General features: G+C 43.8%; 17 protein-coding genes and 3 pseudogenes. 5 read left to right on the top strand and 15 right to left on the bottom strand.

Annotated elements, in window-relative coordinates; genetic code table 11:
• Positions 1–39 precede the first annotated feature (39 nt).
• Complete coding sequence (locus tag HMPREF0650_RS08835; protein ID WP_155813618.1) at positions 40–1,281, top strand: D-alanyl-D-alanine carboxypeptidase/D-alanyl-D-alanine-endopeptidase; 1,242 nt, start codon at positions 40–42, stop codon at positions 1,279–1,281.
• Positions 1,282–1,370: 89 nt separating this feature from the next.
• Here HMPREF0650_RS08835 and HMPREF0650_RS08830 read toward each other — a convergent pair whose 3' ends face one another.
• Together HMPREF0650_RS08830 and HMPREF0650_RS08825 are read right to left on the bottom strand one after the other, a co-directional pair.
• Positions 1,371–2,417: a DUF4249 domain-containing protein gene (locus HMPREF0650_RS08830; protein ID WP_162013133.1), complete on the bottom strand. Its 1,047-nt coding sequence runs from the start codon at positions 2,415–2,417 to the stop codon at positions 1,371–1,373.
• Positions 2,418–2,431: 14 nt separating this feature from the next.
• On the bottom strand, positions 2,432–4,798 hold the full coding sequence (locus HMPREF0650_RS08825; RefSeq protein ID WP_050774860.1) for a TonB-dependent receptor: 2,367 nt from the start codon (positions 4,796–4,798) through the stop codon (positions 2,432–2,434).
• 285 nt (positions 4,799–5,083) lie between these two features.
• On the opposite strand from HMPREF0650_RS08825, the gene HMPREF0650_RS08820 reads away from it, so the two are divergent.
• Both HMPREF0650_RS08820 and HMPREF0650_RS08815 read left to right on the top strand, forming a co-directional pair.
• Positions 5,084–5,269 carry a DUF4250 domain-containing protein gene (locus tag HMPREF0650_RS08820; RefSeq protein ID WP_040563009.1) on the top strand — a complete coding sequence of 62 codons (186 nt, stop codon included), beginning with the start codon at positions 5,084–5,086 and terminating at the stop codon, positions 5,267–5,269.
• 203 nt (positions 5,270–5,472) lie between these two features.
• Positions 5,473–5,733 carry a hypothetical protein gene (locus HMPREF0650_RS08815; RefSeq protein WP_004350122.1) on the top strand — a complete coding sequence of 87 codons (261 nt, stop codon included), beginning with the start codon at positions 5,473–5,475 and terminating at the stop codon, positions 5,731–5,733.
• A gap of 595 nt (positions 5,734–6,328) precedes the next feature.
• On the opposite strand, the gene HMPREF0650_RS08810 is transcribed toward HMPREF0650_RS08815, so the two are convergent.
• The 9 genes and pseudogenes from HMPREF0650_RS08810 to HMPREF0650_RS13570 form a co-directional block, all read right to left on the bottom strand.
• Positions 6,329–7,078: a hypothetical protein gene (locus tag HMPREF0650_RS08810; protein ID WP_004350121.1), complete on the bottom strand. Its 750-nt coding sequence runs from the start codon at positions 7,076–7,078 to the stop codon at positions 6,329–6,331.
• Positions 7,079–7,265: 187 nt separating this feature from the next.
• Positions 7,266–8,168, bottom strand: a complete 903-nt coding sequence (locus HMPREF0650_RS08805) for a polyphosphate kinase 2 family protein (RefSeq protein ID WP_004350120.1) — start codon at positions 8,166–8,168, stop codon at positions 7,266–7,268.
• A 562-nt stretch (positions 8,169–8,730) separates the two neighbouring features.
• A complete protein-coding gene (locus tag HMPREF0650_RS08795) occupies positions 8,731–9,288 on the bottom strand; it encodes a hypothetical protein (RefSeq protein ID WP_040563006.1) in 558 nt (185 codons plus the stop codon).
• A gap of 40 nt (positions 9,289–9,328) precedes the next feature.
• Positions 9,329–10,531: an LPO_1073/Vpar_1526 family protein gene (locus HMPREF0650_RS08790; RefSeq protein ID WP_004350116.1), complete on the bottom strand. Its 1,203-nt coding sequence runs from the start codon at positions 10,529–10,531 to the stop codon at positions 9,329–9,331.
• Positions 10,512–10,742 carry a hypothetical protein gene (locus tag HMPREF0650_RS08785; RefSeq protein WP_245543488.1) on the bottom strand — a complete coding sequence of 77 codons (231 nt, stop codon included), beginning with the start codon at positions 10,740–10,742 and terminating at the stop codon, positions 10,512–10,514. Before HMPREF0650_RS08785 ends, HMPREF0650_RS08790 begins: the two co-directional genes overlap by 20 nt.
• Before the next feature lie 31 nt (positions 10,743–10,773).
• Positions 10,774–10,950: pseudogene (locus tag HMPREF0650_RS08780) on the bottom strand (cell filamentation protein); the annotation flags it as partial.
• A 36-nt stretch (positions 10,951–10,986) separates the two neighbouring features.
• Positions 10,987–11,826 (bottom strand): annotated as a pseudogene (gene dinD, locus HMPREF0650_RS13575) (DNA damage-inducible protein D).
• Between the two features lie 89 nt (positions 11,827–11,915).
• The gene (locus HMPREF0650_RS08770) at positions 11,916–12,875 is read right to left on the bottom strand and encodes a Fic/DOC family protein (RefSeq protein WP_040563030.1); all 960 of its coding nucleotides are present in this window, start codon (positions 12,873–12,875) and stop codon (positions 11,916–11,918) included.
• Positions 12,876–12,887: 12 nt separating this feature from the next.
• Positions 12,888–13,090 (bottom strand): annotated as a pseudogene (locus HMPREF0650_RS13570) (transcriptional regulator); the annotation flags it as partial.
• A 142-nt stretch (positions 13,091–13,232) separates the two neighbouring features.
• Here HMPREF0650_RS13570 and HMPREF0650_RS13750 point away from each other — a divergent pair.
• Entirely contained in the window at positions 13,233–13,373 is a 141-nt protein-coding gene (locus HMPREF0650_RS13750) for a hypothetical protein (protein ID WP_211205584.1), read from the top strand.
• Positions 13,374–13,692: 319 nt separating this feature from the next.
• On the opposite strand, the gene HMPREF0650_RS08760 is transcribed toward HMPREF0650_RS13750, so the two are convergent.
• The 4 genes from HMPREF0650_RS08760 to HMPREF0650_RS08745 all read right to left on the bottom strand — a co-directional run bounded on the left by HMPREF0650_RS08760 (position 13,693) and on the right by HMPREF0650_RS08745 (position 23,300).
• Positions 13,693–16,752 carry a T9SS type A sorting domain-containing protein gene (locus HMPREF0650_RS08760; RefSeq protein ID WP_004350106.1) on the bottom strand — a complete coding sequence of 1,020 codons (3,060 nt, stop codon included), beginning with the start codon at positions 16,750–16,752 and terminating at the stop codon, positions 13,693–13,695.
• Between the two features lie 115 nt (positions 16,753–16,867).
• The gene (locus tag HMPREF0650_RS08755) at positions 16,868–18,670 is read right to left on the bottom strand and encodes a SusD/RagB family nutrient-binding outer membrane lipoprotein (protein ID WP_004350104.1); all 1,803 of its coding nucleotides are present in this window, start codon (positions 18,668–18,670) and stop codon (positions 16,868–16,870) included.
• A gap of 15 nt (positions 18,671–18,685) precedes the next feature.
• Positions 18,686–22,216, bottom strand: a complete 3,531-nt coding sequence (locus HMPREF0650_RS08750; protein WP_040563004.1) for a SusC/RagA family TonB-linked outer membrane protein — start codon at positions 22,214–22,216, stop codon at positions 18,686–18,688.
• Between the two features lie 100 nt (positions 22,217–22,316).
• Positions 22,317–23,300, bottom strand: coding sequence for a FecR family protein (locus HMPREF0650_RS08745; RefSeq protein WP_004350099.1), 984 nt, complete (start codon positions 23,298–23,300; stop codon positions 22,317–22,319).
• A 161-nt stretch (positions 23,301–23,461) separates the two neighbouring features.
• On the opposite strand from HMPREF0650_RS08745, the gene HMPREF0650_RS08740 reads away from it, so the two are divergent.
• On the top strand, positions 23,462–24,085 hold the full coding sequence (locus HMPREF0650_RS08740) for an RNA polymerase sigma-70 factor (protein WP_004350098.1): 624 nt from the start codon (positions 23,462–23,464) through the stop codon (positions 24,083–24,085).
• Positions 24,086–24,116: the final 31 nt, after the last annotated feature.

The raw sequence follows: 24,116 nt of genomic DNA, 5'->3' as shown, positions 1-24,116 counted from the left end.
ATAAGTAGTTTAGGAAAGAAATGATTAACTTTGCAGTCTATGAGGAAAGTCTTTAGAACGATGGCGGTTGCGCCAACTCCGTTGATGATTTTGATGAGTGTTGCGCTGCTGTTCGTGGCTTGTAGCGATAAGCATCAGAAAGAACCGAAAGGAAAGAAGCTTGATATAGCGATTGACGATAGCTTGCGTTCGCGCTTGGCAGCATTCGCACAAGGCCCCAGGGTGCAGGGCAAATTTGCCTTTCATGTGTACGACCTTACTGCGGACAAGCCCGTATATGGCTACCAAGAAACCTTGTCACAGCCTTCGGCCTCGTGCTTGAAGTTGCTTAGTGGCGTGGCAGGTCTACACCTCTTGGGCAGCGATTATCTGTATATTACGGGCTTGTATCAGCGGGGAAAGGTGTCTGATGGTGTCCTTCAAGGCGACCTAACCTTCAAGGGAAGCCTGGATCCACAGCTCAACGAACAGGAGCTTGTACGATTTGGGCAGGCTGCAAAGAAGAGAGGAATCAACAGAGTGAATGGCAAGATCTATGTGGATCTCGTGATACAGGAACCTGTGAAAAGCGAAGAGCATTGGTATCCTTGGGATTTATCTTTCAGTCGATATGGCTTGTTTTACAAAGGTGCGCCTCGGGTGATGAAGAGTTTGAAGAGTGTGATGCGCACTCAGGGTATCGCTTTCGCTGACAGTCAGGTGGTGTTGGGTACGATGCCTGCTGGTTCAAAGGCTATTTACAGATACGGTACCCCCATTCATCGCATTGTTAAGCGCATGTGGAAGAACAGTTCCAACACCCAGTCCACCGCACTGCTGTACACCATTGGACACCGTATTAACACACAAGCCGACCCAACAGCTACGGGGGTAGAATATCTTAGAAAGTTTTTAAGGGAAGATCTCGGCATGACCGACACCTCATTGGTTGTACACGATGGGTGTGGTTTGTGTACCTACAATCATCTTTCTCCCCAAGCATTGACGGCGATTCTCGTGTATGGCTATAAGGATAAGAGTATTCACACGATGCTTATGCAAAACCTTGCGATAGCTGGCGTTGATGGTTCGTTGGCACATGAGATGGCAGGTCCCAAGACACGGGGCAAAATACACGCTAAAACGGGTACCCTGTCGCATCCTTATGGCATCAGTTCATTGGCGGGATATTGCCGTGGAAGTAACGGACACGACTTGGCATTTGCCGTGATGAGCAGCGAGATGTCTGTCCTCGATGCCCGTGTGTTGCAACGTAGGTTGTGCGAGAAACTGGTAGAATAACAAGTGTATTCTTACGAAAATGCCGTGTATCAATACCCCGATTGTGATATTGATACACGGCATTTCGCATGTTTTGGCTTCCTATCCTATCACTCGTAGAGGTGCGGATATCGATCAGTTCCGTAGACATGAACCGGTATTGACTTCGATGTGTAGAATCCTACCAAGCCTGTTCCGCCCTTAACATTGGACGGCATCTTGATGGGACCGGTCAAATCGTTGTAGTCACTATAATACGTTGACTTCTTCAAATTCATGGCTTTCAGATAGTAATAGGCCGCTGATGTATACGATGAGATGGTTGCTACCAGGTCAAGTGATGTCTTCATATCTGGATCAGACATCCTATTGAATAGGTATAGTTTGGAATATACGCTGATGGAACATTCCTGTCCGTTGAACAAAAGGTCGTTGAAGACGCCCATCTGGTTCACCACATTGTTGGGTGAGGCAAAGCCCATGTCGGTTGAAGGTGTGCATACCCTGCCTTCCATGATGATTGGGTCGCCCGTGGCAATGTACGAACTGCCCATGTCGCTGACGAAATATCGATAGGTGGGCTCTTTTCTTCGCAGCGTGTAGTTAAACTGTGTGTTCATGATAGTCTGGTATCCAGCCAGCGTCAGACGGTAATAATCGGCTCGCTGTCCGTTGTCTTGAAATGAGAGATTGATTTTTTGTAAGTCGTCTACCCGCGCCATTTCATATTCGTCCACATAGCTTACATCCTTGACAAACTCGGTGCTGATGCGCTCAATCTTGTCAATGGGTTGCGGCACCGTTTCCTCTATAGTAGCCTGATAGTTGTTATCAGGTGTAGACACCTCGATGCGCACATGGTCACCTGGGTTGAAGCGGCCATGGATGATATATTGTTCCGAACCCGCTGGAAGCTCATGAACAGTCTCGCGCAAGCTCCCGTTGACTGATATTTTGATGGTAGCATCGGTGACAATCGTAGGACGGTCAATGCCCGTGAACGACACCAATAGCCTGTTGATGGTGCTGTCGGCATTGATGAATCCGTTCACCGACAGTTGCTTGCTGGCCGTCTTTGTGTCAAGTTCCAACTCGTTCTCGCATGCTGACAGACCGAAGAGCATAACTGAGAGGCAACAATATAGGTAAGTTTTCATTCTGTTCATTGTCATTAGAATTTATAAGTGAGGGTGAACGACGGCAGACAGGGCAGCAACGTGTATTTGGACAGCTTGTTCGGCACTTCCCTTCCGTACTCGTCAGTCTTTCTCAGTATGAAGTTTGGGTTCATCGCATTGTAGGCGTTGTACACGCTGACGTTCCATGTTCGCTCAACGCCTCGTTTCAATGTCTTGCGGAAGTTGATGCCTAAGCAGAGCAGGTGCGTAGGCGGAAGCCTGTAATTGTTGCGGCTTGATACATAACTACTCTCTCCGATGCTTTCGGGAGTCATCTCGTATCCTCTCTGCAAGGATATCGTTGCGGTTGCTCCAGAGTAGAACGACCATGTCGCATCCAAGTCAATGCGCTTGGTCATCTTCCAGTTTGCCACCATATTCACGTTGTGCCGCCTGTCGTAGGTGAAAGGGAATCGCTCTCCACCATTCACGCCACTGTCCTCACTGAACTTGCGGTCGCTCTTGGAAAGCGTGTAAGATAGCCAGCCAGTTGCACGTCCTGTGGTGCGTCGCAACATCAGTTCGATGCCTTTTGAACGTCCCTCACCCATGCTGACCAGACGTTCCCAGTTGCCTGAGAATCCCATAAAACTCATGCCGTCCTTGTATTCCAGCACGTTGTCGAGCTGCTTGTAATAGCTTTCCGCCGACAATTCCCATCCTTTCCAGCCCGTGTAGTAGGCGCCAACACTATATTGTCTTGACCTTTCTGGTTTGATGTTGTCGGTGATAGGAACCCACAAGTCGGTGGGAAGGGCAATGGGCATTGAGGTGAGCAGGTGGATATATTGCGACATCTCGCTGTACGATGCCTTCAGTGCCACGTCGGACAGGGCTTGCCAGCGCAGCGAAACACGCGGTTGAAACGTGAGGTACGACTTGTTTCTGACATGGAACATCGATACAGACCCACCCGCATTGAGGGTAAGAGATGGCAGAATCCGCCAATCGTCTTCGGCATAAGCCAAGGCCTCGTGTGCGTAGATGGGATTGCTGGGGGAAGAATACTCGCCCGATCTGTTCACCTTTCCATCCTTTCCCTCTTCCGTGAAGCTGCTTCCAGAGGTCTCAGGGCTGAAGGTATGATAGGTGTAGGACGACCCGAACTTGATTCTATGTGAGGGAAGCGGCTCGTAATCAAAGTCGATGGCTGCCGACCAGTCACGTATTTTCGACCGGTAGCTGGCGCTGTTCTTCTCAAGTACATCGGTACGCCATGAGTGATCGTAGCTATCCAGGTGCATGTTGTAATGGTTATAGGCCGCCGTGATGTTGGCAAAGAGGTTGTTACTGAAGATGTGGTTCCATCGCAGTGAGGCGATGGTGTTTCCCCAGTTGATGTCGTCACCGTAGGCAGAATTGATTTCGAAGCTGGATGAGCTGTAGCGGTCTTTGTAGTCCTCTTTCATCATGTCGTGTCCCCGATACACACTCAGATACAACCGATCCGTGTGCGAGAAGCGGTGGTTGAGCTTGAAGTGAAGGTCGTAGAATTGATAGCCAAACTTCTCGTCGCTCTTCATAAACGGTTGCAACACCCAGTTGATGTAGGTGGTGCGTGCAGAGAAGTTGAACGATGTGCGATTCTTTACGATAGGCCCTTCCAACTGCACCCTACTGGTGAGCAAACCCAGCGACGCCGTTCCGTGAAAGTGGTTCATGTCGCCATCCTTCGTCCTCACGTCAATGACCGATGACAACCGCCCATTGTAGCGTGCGGGGTAGGAACTTTTATAGAAGGTGACCTTCTTCAAAGCCTCTGGCGTGAACACCGAGAAAAATCCAAACAGGTGGTCAATCTTGTAGATGGGCGTGCCGTCAAGCAAAATCAGGTTCTCGTCACCATTGCCTCCCCTGACATAAAGAGCCGACCCTCCATCGGATCCCGGCTGAACGCCAGGCATGAGCTGAATGGTTCTGATGACATCCGTCTCACCGAGCAGTGAGGGCGTGTGTTCTATTTGGCTCACACCGATGTCTGTCACGCCCATGCCGGTGGCGAGGATTCCCGCATTATCTTTCGCCGATGACACTACTACCTCGGGCAGGTTGGCCGATGGTGTGAGCTGGATGTTGATGACGGTGTCCTTGTTCAGCACAAATGATTTCTGCATGCGTGCGTAGCCTACATACGAATAACCCACCTGCACCTGTCCGGCAGGGAGCGTCAGCGTGTAGAATCCATACGAGTTGGTCGTTGTCCCCATGTGGCTGTTAGCGTCTTGGATGGTTGCCCCGAGGAGTGTTTCACTGGAGTGGATGTCCTTGACATATCCGCTGATGGTGAACCGCTTTTGGGCTGAGGCCGCAAGGCACAGTAAGGCGGCCAGGCATAATACACATTTTTTCCAAATGTTCATAAATACAAAAAACGTCTTGCCTTCTTGCTTCGAAGGCGTTACTAAACAATTAGTTGTAAGAAAACTGGCTGCAAAATTAGTAAAAAAGCAGGATGTAGATGCTATGAGCCCATCATATTTTTTCGCCGAACGTTTTTTTTGACGCTTATCAATATTGATCATAATTTTTTAATTACCTTTGTATTCGCCCGTAACTATGCCCGTTTGAGGCTCTTGGTCGCAGGGAACATGGATGTAGGCAGTTGTAACTTTGCCTGCATTCATTAATTGATAGAAGAAAGAAACATGGATCATTTGCCATTACATGATACGCCGATGTTGGTGTCCGCCATTAATTTTTTGTTGCGTGATGAGGAGTTTGATAATCTCGACCAAATCTGTTATCACTTCAATGTTGATAGAGCTGATCTTGAAAAGCGTCTGGCAGCTGGCGGATTTCAATATTCAGCCGAGCTGAATAGGGTTTGGTAGTGGTTGATGTTGCATGAACGGTACGTTATGCGTCGATAGAGTAAGTTCTTAACACATAAACTTTTAACTCATTAACTCAATAACTAAATAACGCATCAACTCACTAACTTACCAACTTATTAACTCAAAAGCTCATCATCTTACCAACTTATCAACTCACAAACTCATAAACTTATAAACTTACCAACTCATCAACTCACCTCATGATTCCCAAAGACAGCATAGAAACAGCTTATAGTTTTTTCCATCAAAAGTGGCAGGTGTATCGTTATTCAACCATGCAGTGGCAGAAAGAAGATATCGAATACGCCATCAGTTCGTATGTGAATGGCATGAACAAAGAATTGTATGCCCTTCTGGCAAGGGGACGTGAATCCTTTTTGCAGCCATCAGAAACTTTTGCAAGTGAAATGGATGAGGCTGTACAACAATTGGAGAAAATGATAAATGGCATAGCAACATGAGTCCTCATGCCCTCACGAGTTTCGCCTATCCATACCGCTATGTCTTTTTTAGGGAGAAAAATATAGGGAAACACGACTGGTGCTTCCCTACTAACTTTGCAACTAAGGTGTAGTTGCGAATGACTGTATGCCGACCTATTGACATGAATATTTTTTGACAACCTATCTCTTCATGCTTGAAGAATTTGCAAACAAACCTGCCTCTTGCCGTGAATACGCCCAAAATGCGGCTTGTTTGTATATCGTTAATATATAGCGATTTAAGCGTCTATTACACGATTTTGGCCACGCATGACAAGCTTTTTGAAGGGCAAAAGCATTGCAGCAAGGATAATATCTGCATGCTTTTGCGTAGCAAAGTCATGCAGATTGTCAACCAAAGTGATGCTGTTTAACGGGTAAAGTCAATGCTTTACCGCTAAAATTTGCTTTTCCTGGCCAAATCATCCCCACCTTTCAGCCTGCTTGCCTATCGTTTTTTTCTAGTTTGAAAGTTTACAGGTGCCGTTTTTGAGGCAATAATTGGTCAAAAAACGCAACAATGCGTGCGTCCCGTCACGCATGTTGCCATCATTGAATGATTCGCGCCTACGGGTTATTTAAACCCAAAGATGTCTTTCAGTTTCTGCCAAAAGCCAGAGCGTTCTACCTTGTCAGCAGCCTCGTCAACAGCCTGAGAAAGGTCGTCGCTCTTCTCTTTGACAAACTTAGCTGCGTTTTGCACCTTCTCGTTTTCTTTCAGTTTGTCGGCCACCTCATCCGTCTTTTCTTTCACAGTTTCAGTGATATCTTTTGCTTTATCTCGCAAATTTTCAACGGCGTCCTTAGTAGCTTCTTTTGTATTTTCAACGGCATCTTTGACCTTCTCCTTCACATCGTCAGCCGTTTCTTTTGCTTTCTCTTTTAAGTCTTTTGCTGCTTGATCAACTTTCTTTTCAGTTTCTTTCTTGCACTCGGTTTTGTTGTGGTCGTTCACCACTTCCTCTACCTTTTTCTTGGCATCTTGTACATGCTCATTTTTCTCCAAGTCATCAATTCCTTTTTCAACCTTGTCCTTGGCTTTGTCAATAGCTTTGTCAGCCTTTTCTTTTGCTTCATCGGCCTTCTTGGCGATGTCGTCAGCCGCCTTTTCTACTTTCTTGTCAGCTTTATCTTTCGCATCATCGGCTTTTTGGGCAATCTTGTCTGCCGCCTTTTCTACTTTCTTCTCAGCTTTATCTTTCGCTTCATCGGCCTTCTTGGCAATGTTTTCTGCCGCTTTTTCTACTTTCTTTTCAACTTTATTTGCTTGTTTTTCTGCCTTGTCTTTCACTTCTTCAGCAGTCTTTTTCACTTCTTCTTTCATATTTTTATGTATTAAAAGGTGATGCCTACAAACCATCGAGGCAGTAGGACTTTTATGTTAATTATCTATACAAATATAATAAAAACAAATGAATTACCAGTATATTTTTACGAATATTTATTAAAAATGTCATGAATAATTCACGATTTGCTGCTTTTTCATAGGGATATCAACGTTTTGCAGGCATTCAATCCTTCTTTTCAGCTTTATCCTCTTCCTCCAATAGCTTGCGATATACCTTTAAATTTTCCGTTTCCTCTTTGGTAAGTTGCGGATAACACATCTTCAACTTGTCCAAGTGTTGACTGATAATTTCGCCAACGGCGTAACGCATAAACCATTTATGGTCAGCTGGAATGACGAACCAGGGAGCATAATCGGTTGACGTTTTGGTGAGCATCTTGCCATAAGCGTCCATATAGTCGTCCCAATGTTGGCGTTCCTCAACATCACTGGCAGAAAATTTCCAATTCTTTTCTTTGTTGTTCAGTCGCTTCAGGAAACGCTCTTTTTGCTCTTCTTTCGAAACATTGAGGAAGAATTTGATTACGGTCGTACCAGTTTCCGTCAAATAACGTTCGAAATCATTGATGTGTTGATATCGCTTTTCCCAAAAATCCTCATTGACATCATCCATTTTTTTCATCCCCGGAATTTGTCCTCCGAGGATAATCTCTGGATGAACTCTTCCCACCAACACGTCTTCATAGTGCGAACGGTTGAAGATGCCGATGCGCCCCCGTTCAGGTACATTCTTTTGGATGCGCCACAGATAGCCGTGGTCGAGTTCCACAGCCGAAGGTTGTTTGAACGAAAACACCTGGCATCCTTGCGGGTTGATGCCCGACATCACATGCTTGATTGTACCATCTTTTCCCGCCGCATCCATGGCCTGGAAGATAATTAGCACAGCATGCCGGTTATGTGCATAAAGCATGTTTTGCAAAGCCGCCATCGTCTTGACGTTTTCTTTCAACAATTTTTTACCCTCTTTCTTGTTCAGGTCTGCCGTGTAGTTCGTGTCGAAATCCGACACCTTATGCTTTTTTCCTGGTTCGGCAGTTAGTTTTTTCAATAAATCTTTGTCCATGATTGTTTGTATTTTATGGTTAGTGTTATGATGATTCTGTTACGTGAAATCTTTAGAAATGTCTTGACAAGAATACATCTACTTTAATCTTGAACATACTTTTCCTCCTCAAAAATGTTCTATGCTGATTATCAGTAATTTATATCTTTATAATACAAAATTCTTTCCTCAATTTGAGTGGCATTGATTAGAAAACATCTTGCAGGTTATCAGTCTGTATCTGTATTATTCAAGTTATCTATATTTCAAATATGGGTCTATAAAGGGGCGTTAGGTAATTTCATTTATGAAAAGTCCACCTGTTCCCTCTTTCAAAATAGTATACATATGTTTCGCTCCATTTTTTGCCATTTGGTATCAGAATAGGGATTCCACCTGAGATTGTTTCTTTCGCAAGTGGAACATAATAGAGTTCCATAATATTATTTAATCCACTAAAAATATATCGTAATAGGAACCATGCCTTAGAATATATTTCTTCCCATTTCTCAAATGTAATACCATAAAATGGTTGGTGATTATCGCCTTTGATGCTTGTCAAAACAATACCTCCCTGAATTAATCAGTACTGTGTATGTGCAATTGCATTCCTTAAATCTTTGTTGTATGCATCTTCCAACAAATTTTGGAATTTAGGAGTTTTTGAGAACTTGGTAATAATAGCGTCTTTAATATAATTGCTTCTCGTAGCTCTAGTCTTGCTATCAATATCTAATTCCCAATCGTAATTTTCACCATTAAGAAGATGACTGATTTCTTTCAGTGTCTTTAGAAAAAACCCATTTTCCCAAATCAACTGATACCTATGCATTTCTTCTTCTATGGATTGTTCAAAATCCGTAGTGCCATTAAAAGAAATAGATCTTGAATTTATAAAGCACTCATTATCATTTGTCGTTTTTCCAATTCCAGGATAAACTATTTGATTAAGTTGCTGCATATAGTTTAATCCTGTTATCCCAAGACCCAAACTAGGAGCACCTAAGCCGATGAAGCCATTTTGCTGACATACCAATAAATCTCCAGGATGCTTCATTGTCTGCTTGCAAATATTGAATAGCTCGCGAATAACTATCCTCACTTCCTCATTATACTTATCGGAAAAAATTTCTCTTATCATATGGTATATTTTTTAGCATCATAAATAATGGATTTACCTTTTAATACATACTTGGGATAGCAGGATATTTAGTCCTAATATATGCATTTGCAATAGCAACTCCAATGGGTGTTATTGTAAAAAATATTGGTAGTTGATTCCACCAGATTCGTACATTTTTTAAATTTTCATAATTATCCCATTCTTTGATAAGCTTTGATGTTAATGATTCAACATTTCGCCCATCCTTGTATGTTATTTCTGAAAGATGCTTAAATGCAAGGAATTGTTCTCGATTTAGAGGAATATCTAACTCTTGTGCTCCAAGATTTACTTTAAAACTAATACTATTCCCCTCAGTAAAAGCCTCAGGTGGATACGTGCATATAAGAAACCCTTCTCTTAAAGGATGCTCTTTAAATAACGGTATTTTAATTTTCAGAATCTTTTTATTATCTCCATTATCTTCATTAAGTTCTGTTATTTCCTCTTTTGGGTCATAGAGACTGACATTATGAAGTTCTAAGAGTATCTTATTATACTCTGTTGAATATCTTTCAATTCCAATAGGTAAACATGCTAATTTATTAGATAAAAATTCTTCCATCTTCTTAAAAGATTGTATCCCCGAAGAACCCATACGAACTGCAGAAAGCACATCCAAATTTTCTATCCATTGTGTACCAACAGGCAATTCTGTATCATTAATGATACTCTTATATAGATTATCAAGAGTTTTTAATCCTTGATGTATGTCAAAGGATTCTGGCACATATCTATGTATAGCGTAGAAGGTTGAAAGCCCTATTAAACTGGATTCTGGAATTTGATCTATGATTTCTATAGCTTTTGTTATACCTAATGTTCGCTCTCTGTTACCATTTTGTTCGGCTCTATGAACGATTAATTCAGAAAGTATATCTAAGTCTTTTTCTTCTCCACTTGATGCTGCTGATATTTGCGCTTTTCTTAAAACAAATTGAAAAGCAGGATCACCAAATATCTTTAAGGTTTCATCATGCTGTTGCATCTTTGGTATTAGTTTGTCCTCTAATGCTATTACGCGTTCTTGGGCAATACCTTGGGCTTCTTGAGTCCAATTAGCTTTTGCAATGGCATATTCTTCCTTACAAATATTGCGGGCACGTTCTTCATCAATCCCAATAATATTTGTAGTGGTGGTATTATAATAATTGTTTACAGTCCCAGCTTGTACTTGCGTAGAATTGTCACCAGCAGTTTGCTCACTTTTGTTTATCTCCATAGTAATTATTTATAATTCCTGTTTGACTTTGTGTGGCATTATCACCTGCGCTTTGTTTTAAATTAGCCTTTTGGTGGATTCCTATTTTGTAGCCAGTAAATCCACCAAGTAAAAATGTAACTATAAGAACTAATATATTAGTGCCGATTCCTTCAAATATCCATTCCATATTTTTCAATATTAATTTTGTTGTAAATATAATTAATTTCATCAAAAAATAGGATGATGTTTCATCTTATAAATCAATCCTTTTGTTCATAATAATATGAATAGTCAATGCCCTTCATGAACATTTCTCGGTCATCAATCTTTGTAGTGAGGGCAGGTTGTACCAAAGCTTTGATGTGCGTGCTGTCAGAAACACTCTCACGCATCGCAGACAAATATTCGTTCTTATCAATTTGGCTCCAATCCACACAGTCACGATAAATTGAAGGATAAATGTTGTTCATATATCATGATTTCTTTTTTGTTTTGTTGATCAGTGCTTTTTTCTCCTCACTCGCCAATCTCCTTTCAACCTTTTTTACATCCTCAGCGGGAGGGAGATTTTCGGGGATGATTCCTCGTTGAATCATTATTTGCCGAACTGCTTTATTGTTCTCTATATGTTCTTTGCTGATTTGACCCTCTCCGTATAAATCTTTTTGTTGCACATTGACATTTGTCATTTCTGCTGCAAAATCCTTCGCCTTGATGCTTATTGTGGGCAAAAAGTCGGCTATTGGTCTGCTCACTGGTACTCCCATCTTTCTTTTCATTTGTGCCGTATTCAAACGAAACAGAGCCTGATCTCCTTTAGAGCGAATTGTTGCAAAACCTTTATTGTCGATACCTCTTTCATAGAGTACTCCAGAAAGATGCTTCTCTGTTTCTTGTAGTTTTGTACGAGCTTTGACGCGTTCAATCTCCAGTAATCTTTGTTCTATTAGCTCGGTTTTACGTGTTTGTATGGCAAAATAGGTTTGTGCAAAAGCAATTTATTCCTTACGTGGGTCTCCATTTTGTGCAATGAGATAACAGGCGTATCGAGTTAATAGCATGTCGTTGATTTCTCTTTCTGACCCAGAACCGAGATTAACCATTTTCTTGACGTCAGGAAAATGGTCGGATATCTGTTGTCCTGCTTTGTCGCAGGCTGTTTTAGCTTTGTCTATGACTTTAGAAAAATTCTCCCACTTGGAGTAGCCTAACAGAGTTTGGAGTTCACGTGCGCTCCAACACTCTACTCCTTCTACTTCCGCAGCTGCGGCTTCAAAATCGTTGTAGAGTTCTTGAATTACTTCTTTTTTCATATAAAGTTGTTTGTATTTTTTATTTTACCTTCTCTCCTCTTTATATGTAATAGCTCAATGCCTTAGCAGGTTACTTCTCATTCTATTGATTAATCGTTCTGTTCATAATAATATGAATAATCAATACCCCTCATAAACATTTCTCGATCATTGATCTTGGTGGTAATGGCAGGTTGTACCAAGGCTTTGATGTGCGTGCTGTCTGCAACACTCTCACGCATGGCATTGAGATAATCGTTTTTGTCTATTTGGCTCCAATCCACACACCGCTTGAGAGAACGCTTTAGCATGAGGTCGAGCCAAATGCGAGTGCTGCGGCCATTACCCTCCATAAAAGGATGGGCTACGTTGTATAAATTCGGCTGCACTCGACCATTAGTGAACGAGTTCACATGGTACTCGTTTGCACGAATTTTCATCTCCACATATTTGTCCATTATCTCATCAAAGGTGGTTTCGGGCATTCGCTCAATCGTTTGCAGCGTAGCAGGGAAGTGCATACAATTAGCGAAAGTGAAACCACCTTTGGAGATATTCTTTGTGCGAATTTGTCCAGCAAAGTCGTACAATCCACCAAAGAGATAAGCGTGTATTTGTTGTAAACATTTGATTGTACCTGGGTCTACAGTCTTTAAGATACCACTATCAAAAAGCTGATAAGCCTTTTTCTTACTCTGTCCGTCAATCGTGTTATCACTATAGAGGAACCAGTCAAGAAAGTTCATAGCCTTGGTATTATTGATATGCTTTGCCAAAAGGGTTACACCCTCTGCATCAAGTGTGTCTGTCAATCGATATTTACCATCAGGGGCTACGAGCTTCAACTGGTTAGTAGCACTAACCACTTCACTATCTTCCTTTCGCAGTTTGGTCTTAAGATACTTCCAATAGTTCCTCGTCTTTTGGTAATCATCTTGCTCGTTGATGGCAGCAATAATATCAAGCACTGAGAACCACCACTTGCTGTTCTTTTCATCCCATACGGCACGTACTTCACGGTCGTTGAAGAAGCGAATTGATTTCTTATGTTGTTCTTTATATTTTGCCATAATGAAAAAATATTCATTTGGAGTATTAATCCATTCTTTTGGATTCACCTGCAAGATCTCTGTTATTTGGAATAGCAATTCAAGGCTTGGCAGTCAACGATTGCAAACGTAAGAGTATTCTATCGAAAACTCTCGTCCAGCTTTTTTGCAAACCATCTTTGCTTCATCCTTTTTTCGGTCAACACCTCTTTTATTCTGTTGGTTGGACTTTCCATAAATATAGATAAGATGATATGCAAATATAGTAAATATTATTGTATAATGTACCAAAAAGGTGATGTATCATAACTCTTCTTTAATATTGTAATCTCTTATCTTATCGCCTGTTCATAGATGTCTTCAAATAATCGGCGATGGATGGCAATATATTCTAATGACGTGAGCGTAAAGCTCTGTTCGGATAAAAATTCGGAGATACGAGCCGACAAGTTGCAAGAGTGGTTGTTCACAGAGCTAACCAAAGACATTCAGGTCGAATATCTGTTCCACTGTGCTTGATTGAACCGCAAGGTTTGAGCACCATAACTAAAGCCTGATGAAACCAAAAATTCGGGTGTAATTGACATTTAGTTGGCTGTTTTGTATCAGGGATTCTCTCTGTAACTGGCAACCCCTTAGCGTCAAACCATAAGCATCCAACATTTGCGGCCTTTGTGTTATCTTCCTACTTAACTACACAAAAGCGGCAATGTTGGATGCTTACGATTAACAAAAAACCGTTAGGTAATTGGAACTCTCAATATTGTTGTGCTCATCGCACTGAAGTTCTACCAACTACCTAACGGTTATATTTCATGTGATTAAAGTTCTATGTGAATTATTTAACCACTAACTTTTCCGTTCTAATTACATTCTTGTTTTGCATCTTTACAAGGTAAACCCCCTCTTGAAGCTCGTTTCGGCTTACTGATGTTGGGTTTGTAAGATATTGTACCATCTTTCCGTCAACAGTGTAAATCCAAGCCTTCTCTACATTGGTAAAGAGGATGTCATTACCATTTACTGTCACGTTAGAAACACCACCAGCAAACACGGTGTTGTCTACGCCAGTCGTTTCATTCAATCCTTCGGGCTGCTCAGCAACACCCTGGTCATGCTGTGTATCCACATATTGACGCTGTCCGTCTTTCTTACCTTGTATCTCTACATCAAAGTCTATGGTAAATCCTTTGGCTGTCAAGCCAGTTGGCAAGAAGGTTCCGCCAAACCAAGCATCAGCAAACACAATACGCAAACGACTTGTACCTACGTGAGCATCTTGTGGTACTGTGAACTTAAATGTGTAGCCGTTAGGATCCTGTATCTCAGGAGTTGCCGCACGTATCTTTCCAGCAAAGAAAATCTGCTCACCCATAGGATCGTCTTTTGGAGCCTTAGGATAGTTAAATGTACCACTACCGTCTAAGTCTAACCAGCCACCTGCAAAGCACCACTTCAAACCGTCTTTTTCATTGGGAGCCTTAAAGGTCATCGTAATTTCTTGTCCTTGCTTGACAACCAACTTGTGGTCGCGAGCATTTGCATACTGTGAGCTATCGCGTGGCGATTCCGTAGCTGTATAATTCAAGTCTTTTACAGCACCTGTAGTTGTAACGCTTGTCAAGAATCTTTGTTCGACGGCTATCTTGAATCCATCTGCATTCGGATTAATCTTACTAATTCCATAAGTATCTGTTCCACCAACTGTTTCTTCTGGCAATTGAGAAGCGTCGGCACGCGTAATCTCTACCCATTCGACGGGTGAATAAGTCTTCAAGTCTGTTGATACGGAGCGTACACCAATAAATGGTTTTTCATTAGCAGCATCAGTAAATACAATGTTAGGAATATAGGTACCCCACTGTGTAGTACGACCTACTTCTGAAACACGTCCGTCTTTACCATTCTTATACATAATCTCGAAGTGGTCGATGTTAGCATCGCTGTTGTAAATCATACCATAAGCTGAACGTTCACCTGTAGAATGGTCTACATCCCAATGCAGCTTTGCAGAAAGACTCTTCTGTGACTCTTCTTTCACTTCTACCATGAGATTCTTAACATTAGCAGGTGTAGCCTTCACGTCGTCGTTGAGTTCGAGCTTACCTACCAACACATTGTACTTGTCTGTTACGTTCTTGGCACGCAAACCAATGTGAGTAATGCGGTCGCCCATGCTAACAGGCAGGCTCACCTTTTTCTCTTGCCATGTCTTGTCGTCGGTAGCACCTACTGCTACCTCTTTCCATTGATTGTTTACCTTTACAATCAAGTACAAGTTAGACTCGCCAGCTGCCTTTGTCTTCAAAGCAACTTTGGCAATAGGATTAGCTGCACTCACGTTAAGGTCGGTTCTAAACAGAACTACATCAACACCCGATGCTGAAGACAGTCCTTTCAACAGTAAGCATGAGCCACCGTTATACGAGTCGATATGTGTAAATTCTGGCTGCAAAGCATTTGAAACAGTTTCTGTTCCTTCGCCATAAACCAACCAGCGATAAGTAGGCACTACATCTTGGTTCGCCATGTTGTACCATGTACCAGCCGTTTTCTTACCTTTATAGTTGTAACGCTCTCCATTACCTAAGTTGAAGTGTGTCAAGAAAGGAAGATTGCCCTGTATTGCAGAACGCTCTGGAATGAACGAAGCCAAACCACAGAATGTCTTCAATGCGTTTTCACCTTCCCACTCGTGTCCTGTATTTTTAATAGCAGGACGATTCAATGGACTTCTGTTACCGCCAGAGAAGCCACGCTCCAACAAACGTTGGTAGTTGTACTGTGCATTGAGCGCATCCGAACCAGAGTTGTAACTCCAGAAACGGCTGTCGCCATGCTCGCCCCAAAGGCAGATACCAATACGCTTCACGGTTTCGTTAGGTTCGTAAGTATAGGTACCCGTGAAAAAATCGTATTTTGCTTTTGCTACCAACCCTTGCCAATCGCGATTCATACTAACAATCCAAGCGCCTCCGTAAAGACCTTCTGCGGTTCCCATTGCGTTTTCTGCAGCCTGAACAGAACTTTCATAACCCTGGACAGCAAAGTCACCTCCAGCATAGTTGAGGAACAGGTCGAAAGTCTTGCCTGTGGCTTTTGTACCATATAAATAGTCAACTGCCGCACTCGACAGGCTGGAGCCTTGCGTATAAAGAGCTGCGTGGAAGTTATTGAAGCCCATCTTCTCTGCTTCCTTGTACAAAGCCTTGTGGAAACCTGTTACATCAGAATTAGAGTAAGAGTTATCCTCCCAGTTGTAGTTGATACCATCAAACCCGAAGAACAGCAGACAGTTGAGCATGGGTTTAACATACTTATAGCTGCCATCCGAGTTTTTGGTTTGGATAAAGCTTACATAAGCTCCATCACCAGAACCTGCTGTCCAGCTTTCAAAAAACTTGATACCACTCATAATGTCGGTACCATTCTTGTGTGCTGCATCGGTCCATGCTCCCGGAGCTTGGAACAAACCATGGTTCCAAGAACCAAACAGGTTGGTGTAGTTCCACATAGAGAACACATCATTGGCAAAGTTGGACGATGGATAGCCACCGATGCCCTTACCCGAACCGCTCGGAATATTCATAAACAGGTTACGCTTCTCGTAGGTGTCTTTCACCAAACGGTCTTTGCGATCCAAGATAGCACGCTGCTTAACATGCGAACGCACAAAAGCAATGTCAGAAGCTTGAATACCTGCAGCCTCAAATTCAGCCTTTGTAGGATAGTTGCGACCGTTCTGCAAAGCCTTATCGAAAAGGTTCAGCAGAGTAACCTCATTAAATCCAGCGAAATCATAAATCGTGGATGTTGCCGTTGGCGACATGTCAGACTGCGCATTTGCAGATCCAGCCAAACAAGCCAAAAGCATCAGGGGTAAAAATCTTTTCTTCATAGATTTGGTTGTTTTTTAATGGTTAAGTTGTAAATGTTAAATTATTGGTTAGGGGAACCGTCTGTTCATATTCAGCGAACAGACGGTAGTTCCCTGTCACCGTATTATTAATAAGTTAAAAGTTTCCTTTTCCTTTCACATCCCACCATACACGCGTAGCTTGCTGGTCGGGACCGCCCAAGGCTTTCAGTCCAGTAGCCTGAATGTCTTTCAACGAAGCATCATCACTATTGGGGAAGAGAATGCGACGAACCAAATCGCCAGGTTTCAAACTGCCGTCTCCTTCCTCAACGTTAAGAACGGGGAACACCTTTGGGTAACCAGTGCGTCGCATTTCGCCCCATGCCTCCATACTGTTAGGGAAGAGTGCGATGTATTTCTGCGTGATGATTTTCTCTAACTTTGTTTCCTTGTCATCCGCTTCATTCCATTTGACGCCAATCTTCGTCACACTTTCCATATCAGGCGATGAGCCAGTGGGATCCTTATACGTATAAGCAACCGGTTCTTCAATATTTGCATATTGTGAGAGTACAGGCTTTAGTGCATTGTAAATATCTGAACCTGGCTCCAAGAAAGCAGAGTTTTCGATGGCACGGGTATAGAACTGCTCGGCTTTTCCACCCATGTCCCATCCTCGCAAGGCACCTTCGGCACGCAGGAAGTCAATTTCTGCCCATTTAAACAGGTACAAAGGTGCTTTATCAATCAGCAACTTGTTGATTCGGCTAAAGCCAATAAACTGGTTAGAACCGTATGACTGTCCCTTGCCCGTGTGTATTCCCGAACGGATACCTACTTGGTCTGTCTCTGCAGGCAAGGTGACACCTTGATCATTACTCAAGTCTCCACTGTTTTTCGTACAAAGGGAGAAACGATAAGGGTGCGTCAAACTCTTCAGCATACTAACAAACGAGGCACTAAAGCGCATGTCACCCCAGCCATCGCAAATTTCTACCAAAGGATGTACACCTCCGTATATAGAGGGGAAGAGAGCTACTTCATATTTCAAATCGTCAATCACTCCACTCTTCACAGCCTCTTCAGCCCACTTTTGTGCCAACTGTGGCTCTGCCTTGACCATGTGCATGGCCATCCGCAACTTCAGCGAATTGGCAAAGCGAACCCATGTTTCCATGTTTTTCACACCGTTCCTTTGATCATGCGTCACCTCGCTAAACTTGTTAACAATGTCTTTTACCTTGGCTTGGTACCAAGCAGGCTTGCTGTCAAAATAACGCAGACAATTTACAATGGTATCAATATTGGCTTCGGCACCAGTGTAGATGGTCTTCATGTCATCGTACTTGAATGGTGGATCCACCTTGTTAGCCTTGAAGTCATTGTAAGGAATGGTTCCATACATATCTACATTCTCAATCGCTGCATAGTTGTACAACAACAAGGCAATCGCCTTCACCTCAGGAATGGAATCGCAAGACTTGTGGTTGAGCAATGGTGTTAAACTGGTACGCGCACCTGTAAACTGACCATTTGGCCCAGTAATCCAGTCTTGACTGGCATGATAGGAAGATATCAATTCACTGGCAAAAGCGAAGTCAGAATGTGGTACAACACCATATTGTGCGTACACATCGGGCAACGTATAAATACGCTGGTAAGCATGTGAAACGGGATATTGTCCTTCCTTTCCACCTCGCATACAGTATTGGGCTACTTTCAGCATACCTAAATACTTATCCAAGCTCTTGGCTGCCGCATCTACTTGATTCTCTGTATACAACGCTTTATAGTTGATGAGATTTACAGAGTCAGCCTCGCCCACGATGTCTCCCTCATCAATAGTGATGTCATTTGGGCGGAAATCATCGGTCGGCTCATCAAAATCCAAGCACGACTGCAGGGTCATGAACCCTGTAGTAAGTGCTGCTATTGCAATATATTGTATTCTTTTCATTGTTTGAACGATTGTTTAGAATGTTAGTTTCATTGATAATCCATACGAGCGTGAAGAAGGCATGTTGAACATTTCGAACGCACCTAATCCGTTGCCAGTTGACAGAGATACATCGGGATCAACAGGTGAATCCTTGTACAAGAAGAATAGGTTGCGTGCAATGAACGACACGTTGAGGCTGGCATTGCTCTTAAAGAGATTTTGGAACGTATAGCCCATAGACAACTCGCGCAAGCGGAAGTTAGTGGCATCATAGATATACTCCAATGGACTCTTCTTCACACCACCGATACTTGTGTAATAACTCTCAATAGGAACCAGTCGACCACTACCATCGGGCAGGGGCATTGCCAGTTGTCCATTGGCTGTCAAGTTGTTTTGCTCGGCATACAAGCGTGCATCTGCGGTACGCTGTGACAATCCTAAGTTGTCAAGGTACGACTCGGTGAGCGAAATCACCTTACCACCAATGCGACCATTGATGAGGAAGAACAACTGGAAGTTCTTATAGCTAAGGGTGTTGCTCCAACCCATTTGCCACTTAGAGTTCATGTTGCCGGCATATACCGTGTATTTTTTAGAAGCCTCAGACTCAAAGCTCAGTCTTCCGTCTTTCGTCGTAACGAGTGTTCCGTCGGCATTGCGTTTGTAATCGGTTACATACATGTCACCAATCGATCCACCTTTCTTATATCTTACGCGCACCTCAGCCACATCTTGGAACACCAACTTCTCGGTGCCGTCGGGGTTGTAGGTGGTTTCCATAATTTCGTTATCGTTGTACGACAGGTTGTAAGAAGTCTTCCAACGCCAGTCTTTACCAAAGCGGAAGTTATAGCCAAGGGTCGTCTCTACACCCATGTTTCTGATCTTTCCAGAGTTCATCGGTTCAATTTTTCCAGAAGCATTGGCTCCCTCCATATATTGATCGGTAGAGAGGGCATGGTAGAACGTGAAGTCGAAGTCGAGACGACTGCCGAACCATGACGACTCAATACCTGTCTCGAATGAGCGAGTTTTCTCTGGTTTAGGATTCTTGAATGATGAGTATGGTGACGGTGGAACAGCTCCGGTGAACGTGTCACGCGATGATCTTGCCAGTACCTTGTTAGGAATAGAGTTACCTACCTCTGAATAAGAAGCACGATATTTCAAGTAAGAAATCACCTCTGGCAGCTTGACCATAGAGCTAACGATGGCATTGGCACCAAAACCAAAGTAACCATAGCTTTCGGAAGTGCCGCGATTCTTGAACTGTCTGAAGGCACGATACCAGTCCTGACGATAGGAAGCATCAAAGTACACCATGTCTTTCCAACCAATTTGAGCAGTGAACAGGGCAGCCTTGTCCCAGTTGGTGTTTACCGAAGCACGCGTTTCACCTGCTGTGGCAGCATCGGTCTCAAAATAGTTCACGAGTTTGGAAAATCTTATCTTGTTGCCATCCTTAGGAGTTGCGGTGGTATAAGTATTCTGGAACTTGGTCTTGATGAGGTGAGCCACCCATCCTGCTGTTGCCGATACACTCCATGTGTCTTCAAATGTCTTGTTGTAAGACAGCAAATAGTCGGTATAAATTTCCGAAGTACGATCCAAAGTCTTTGAATAGATACCATAAGGTTCAATACCTCCAGGGGTGAAGGTGGTAGCGTATCGTTTTCCGTCATTGTCGTACTTGGTGTGGTCAATGCTAAGACGTGCTTGGAAATCCAAACCGTCATAAATATCAATCTTACCACTCACCGTTCCAAACACACGGTCGGTGCGCTGCTTGGTATTGTTCATGCGGGTAAGCCAGTAAGGGTTGTTCTGGCTCTTCTCCAAGTATGCCCAGTCTTGCATCGGACCATTGAATGTCAAATCAGTGGTGGTAAGCTCGTAGATACTACCATTTTGCTGTACGTATGCAGGAACGTTCTTCGCCATCCACGTACCATTTTCACGATAGTAATGGTTGCGATAGTAGTCCATGTCCAAGTTGCGTGGTGCTGTGTACATGTGGTACACTGGGTTCATCACCGTACCTCCACCAGGACGGTTGTTGGTAATGGTCTGGATATAATTGATAGCGGTATTGATGTGCAGACGTTTGAGGAAGTTGTACGACTGTCGGAAATTCACCGTATTACGGTTGTATGAATTGCTAACCAGCATACCGTTGGCGTGCGAGTTAGAGAAAGAGAAGTAACTCTGTATCTTCTCTGTACCTCCTGAAAACGATACCGAGTTGTTTATCGTGGTACCTGTGCGGTAGAAGTCGTCCAAGTCGTTCTTGGCAGCATTACGCAGATGAACGGTATTGACGAAACCAGGGGCAAAAGGTGCCGACGAGTCAAAGGTCGATTGCAAGGTTAACTGGTCGGCAGGGCGGTTAGCCACCTTGTCTCCCCAGCTACCAATATCAAGTCCACCAGCTGATTTGATGCGTGCGCCATAAACGTTTTGTATCTCTGGTGTGAGCAGTGGCGTATCAAAAGTAATGTTGGACGTAACGCTTACTGATAGCTTTCCTTCCTTTCCTTTCTTTGTCGTAATCATCACCACACCGTTAGCGGCTGCCGAACCGTAGAGAGCAGCAGCATTGGCACCCTTCAGTACGTTCATCGACTCAATATCGTCAGGGTTGATCATCGACAAGGGGTCAGCACCTTCAGAAACACCTGAATACTCGATGTTCGAACCATTGATTTGCCCACGCGTACCATTGCTCATTGGAACTCCGTCCAATACAATGAGTGGAGAGCTGTTTCCCAATACCGACTTGTTACCGCGGAGGATAATCTTTGACGCACCACCGGCTCCACCAGCACTTGGCGTGATGACTACGCCCGAAACCTTACCTTCCAAAGAGTTCACCGCGTTGGGGTCTTGTACACGCATCAAGTCTTCTGCCTTTACCTGTTGAGTAGCATAGGTCAGCGATTTCTCCTTACGCTGAATACCCATGGCGGTAACCACCACCTCGTTAAGCGTACTGCTCTCCTCGCTCAGGGTGACATTCAGTGTTGCGCCAGTGGCCACCAATGTCTGCGGAGCATAGCCTATGTACGAGAACTCCAATGTGGGAGCCGTCTCTTTCGTAGTAAGAGAGTAGTTTCCGTCAATATCGGTCACCACTCCCTCTTTCGAGTTTCTTATCCTTACCGTCACACCGATGAGCGGCTCACCGCTGGCGTCCACAACGGTTCCATGGATTTTGCGCGGTTGTCCCACACTGTTGCTAACAGCTGCAGCTCCATGGGGACGCGTGCCGCGGCGATAGATGGTAATCATCTTATTCTCTATCGTATACGTTAATGACGGGTCAAGCACTTTGTCAAGCACCTTGTTAACTGGCTCATTCTTGAATGACGCTGAGATTTTCTTGTTGGCATCTACTTCCTTTACCTTGTAGATGACAGACATCCGGGTTTGTTTTTCCACCTCTTTCAGAACGGTCTTCAGTGGAGTTTTACTAAACACCTTCGTGACTGTCTGGGAAAGGGCTCTGACAGGACACAGAAGGAACACGGCAAGAAGCGAATAATAAAGGTATTTTCCTCTCATGGTTGTTGTTTACTTTTCTGTTAGATTAGAGATAAATTTATTAAATAATGTATGTTTTTTTGTTCATGTTGACGCAGTCATCACATGGGACAAACGCGCACTAACGTTCGAGGATTTGCACATTTTTCCCCTGTCTGACAACTCGTATAGGGATGATTCTCTGCAACCCTCGCATGATACCGTCAAAATCCTCGCCGTTATTCAGCGAGATGGCCAGCCGCTCATCACGCAAGGAGGGCGACTGTACGGTGATGTTCATATTGAACCTGCGCGAAAGCACTTTAACCAGATTGGCCAGGGTAATGCTCTCGTACTCGGTATTGCCATGAATCCAGGCATTAGCTTTGGTCGACGCTTTGGTCTTGATCAGTTCTCCTGACACCTGGTTCAGTGTAACCTTCTCTCCTGGAACCATCATGACACGCTCATTGTCGAGGCTCACCTGCACACTTCCCTCTAACAGGGTTGTCGTAACAGTGGCATCGTCGTCATAGGCTGAAATGTTGAACTTGGTTCCATGGACAATCACATCATATCCTTTGGTGTTTACCGTGAACTTGGATCCCGCATGCTTGGCCACCTCAAAATAAGCCTCGCCGTTGAGTTCAACCATACGGCTGTCACCACCGAACGAAGCAGGATAGCGTAAGTCTGACCCTGCGTTGAGCCACACGCGCGACCCATCGGGCAACACCACTTCGGCTTTGCCGCCAAGTGGTGCGATGCAGGTGTAATAAGCCTCTGGCCCAGAGTGATGGCTGCTGAAAAAATAGGTAACGAGTGACGACACCAGAACCAAAGCTACGGCTGCGGCAGCAAGCTTGCGACGAAGATACATCTTGCGTGACCTCATGCGGATAGGACTGCTGCCTTGGACACGGCACCAGACCCTTCGCCATTCTTCCTCAACTGCTGCTGATGGGACATGGGTTGCGTTCCACGCCTGCTCCATCGCATCGAAGCGCGTGCGCTGCTCCTCATTCTCTTGGAGAAAGCCAAAAAGCATCTGCTCTTCATCATTGGAAAGCGTGCCCTCAAAGAAGCCTCGGGCCAGTTCTGCCAATTGGTTGTCTGTATTTTGCATGTCTGTTTTTTCAATAGTCTTTATATGTATAACACCGAACTATCGCTTTACCCTAAACAAAACTTCAAGTAAATTCACTTTATTTTTCAGATTCGTTTGCTATTTATGCAGACATTTTCTATCTTTGTGCTATACGTTCGCGCGAAATGGTAAGATATACAATGAATTCCGCTGAATTGTTCGATGACTTGAGGTTAGGAAAAGCCGAAGCATTCGAATTTATCTTCAAGACCTATCAGCCCAGACTGAAGGCCTATGCCTTTCGCTTCATCCATCAGCCGGACGACTTGAACGACATCTTACAAGACTGTTTTGTAAAGCTATGGGAAAGCCGAGAAAAGCTGACCCACATCTCCATCTCCTCACTCCTTTACACAATGGTGAGGAACGCATGCCTCAATTTTTTGCGACACCAGATGGTAGCCAACCAGTATTCGTTTGACGAACTACCTCAACAACAGGGGGCAGAGCAGCTATATAGCTTGATCTTTCACCACAATGCGGAAGAAGAACTGGTATATGAGGAGTTGCACCGGCAAATTCATGAGGTTCTTGACTCCCTGCCCGAGCAATCAAAAATGATATTCAAGATGAGCCGCGAGGAGGATTTGCTGAACCGGGAAATAGCAGAGAAACTTGGTGTCTCCGTGAAGACCGTTGAATATCATATCACAAAAGTATTGTGTGCTCTTCGCTCTCTTGCCAGCAAATATGACGAACAAGCACTGATGGTACTGGTCGTGGCGGAAGCGTTGCTGTTGGGGCAAACAGACCTCAGCGTTTAAAAGCATTGACATTGACTGCCAAACTCAATGA

This window comes from Hoylesella buccalis ATCC 35310, from assembly GCF_000177075.1.
Lineage (GTDB): Bacteria > Bacteroidota > Bacteroidia > Bacteroidales > Bacteroidaceae > Prevotella > Prevotella buccalis.
The sequence above is the reverse complement of the archived record's forward strand: the minus strand, read 5'-3'. Positions and strand labels throughout refer to the sequence as shown.

What these genes read in the sequence shown, in the direction of transcription:
- HMPREF0650_RS08810 (WP_004350121.1), bottom strand. Translation starts at nt 7,078, where the DNA reads ATGAAAGAAGAAGTGAAAAAGACTGCTGAAGAAGTGAAAGACAAGGCA.
- HMPREF0650_RS08805 (WP_004350120.1), bottom strand. Translation starts at nt 8,168, where the DNA reads ATGGACAAAGATTTATTGAAAAAACTAACTGCCGAACCAGGAAAAAAG.
- HMPREF0650_RS08770 (WP_040563030.1), bottom strand. Translation starts at nt 12,875, where the DNA reads ATGGCAAAATATAAAGAACAACATAAGAAATCAATTCGCTTCTTCAAC.
- HMPREF0650_RS08820 (WP_040563009.1), top strand. Translation starts at nt 5,084, where the DNA reads ATGGATCATTTGCCATTACATGATACGCCGATGTTGGTGTCCGCCATT.
- HMPREF0650_RS08815 (WP_004350122.1), top strand. Translation starts at nt 5,473, where the DNA reads ATGATTCCCAAAGACAGCATAGAAACAGCTTATAGTTTTTTCCATCAA.
- HMPREF0650_RS08830 (WP_162013133.1), bottom strand. Translation starts at nt 2,417, where the DNA reads ATGAAAACTTACCTATATTGTTGCCTCTCAGTTATGCTCTTCGGTCTG.
- HMPREF0650_RS08755 (WP_004350104.1), bottom strand. Translation starts at nt 18,670, where the DNA reads ATGAAAAGAATACAATATATTGCAATAGCAGCACTTACTACAGGGTTC.
- HMPREF0650_RS08750 (WP_040563004.1), bottom strand. Translation starts at nt 22,216, where the DNA reads ATGAGAGGAAAATACCTTTATTATTCGCTTCTTGCCGTGTTCCTTCTG.
- HMPREF0650_RS08790 (WP_004350116.1), bottom strand. Translation starts at nt 10,531, where the DNA reads ATGGAGATAAACAAAAGTGAGCAAACTGCTGGTGACAATTCTACGCAA.
- HMPREF0650_RS08795 (WP_040563006.1), bottom strand. Translation starts at nt 9,288, where the DNA reads ATGATAAGAGAAATTTTTTCCGATAAGTATAATGAGGAAGTGAGGATA.
- HMPREF0650_RS08740 (WP_004350098.1), top strand. Translation starts at nt 23,462, where the DNA reads ATGAATTCCGCTGAATTGTTCGATGACTTGAGGTTAGGAAAAGCCGAA.
- HMPREF0650_RS08785 (WP_245543488.1), bottom strand. Translation starts at nt 10,742, where the DNA reads ATGAAATTAATTATATTTACAACAAAATTAATATTGAAAAATATGGAA.
- HMPREF0650_RS13750 (WP_211205584.1), top strand. Translation starts at nt 13,233, where the DNA reads ATGGCAATATATTCTAATGACGTGAGCGTAAAGCTCTGTTCGGATAAA.
- HMPREF0650_RS08745 (WP_004350099.1), bottom strand. Translation starts at nt 23,300, where the DNA reads ATGCAAAATACAGACAACCAATTGGCAGAACTGGCCCGAGGCTTCTTT.
- HMPREF0650_RS08825 (WP_050774860.1), bottom strand. Translation starts at nt 4,798, where the DNA reads ATGAACATTTGGAAAAAATGTGTATTATGCCTGGCCGCCTTACTGTGC.
- HMPREF0650_RS08835 (WP_155813618.1), top strand. Translation starts at nt 40, where the DNA reads ATGAGGAAAGTCTTTAGAACGATGGCGGTTGCGCCAACTCCGTTGATG.
- HMPREF0650_RS08760 (WP_004350106.1), bottom strand. Translation starts at nt 16,752, where the DNA reads ATGAAGAAAAGATTTTTACCCCTGATGCTTTTGGCTTGTTTGGCTGGA.